Annotated in this window: 1 protein-coding gene; it reads left to right on the top strand. The window is 42.1% G+C overall.

What is annotated here, in order from left to right:
- Positions 1-374 precede the first annotated feature (374 nt).
- Positions 375-551 (top strand): helix-turn-helix domain-containing protein (locus ACWHAR_RS30875; protein ID WP_452088908.1); only part of this gene is annotated, 177 nt, incomplete at its 3' end.

The raw sequence follows: 551 nt of genomic DNA on the forward strand, positions 1-551 counted from the left end.
TGAATTTTTTGCTGAATTTTTCGATATCTTTTGCGATGGCTGTTTCCTGAGGGGCCGCTTGAGCTGCATTCCCCGTTCCATCGGCGACCACGCCGCCTGCAATGATCGATAGCGCCAATCCGAACATCATCATTTTTCTCTTCATACATAAACCCCCTTGATGGTCTTGTTTTCCTGAGAAGAGATATTCGCAGCAGAACGGGTGAATCCTGCATGCTTCAGATAAATGATTCGATAGACTGGTAATTTGAAGTTTAATAAAAAAATTTTTTTGTTTGATAGGATGGTTGACGTGAGCCTTCTTTCTGTTTAGAATACGTCCGAATTATCAGGATCCTGATTTTGAATCACATATGTGAATTTTGGAGGGTGTCATGTCAGTAAAATCCGCGGTACGTGTTGTACGTATATTTGAATTGCTGTCAAATCATCCGGATGGATTAACCGTAAAGGAAATCAGCAAAGAACTTTCGCTGCCTCAGAGCAGTACATTCAATTTGGCCGCTACACTTTTGGATGAAGGTTACCTTCAGCAGGATGCTGTCAAGCGT

It is taken from the genome of Bacillus sp. LR--39 (genome assembly GCF_053613335.1).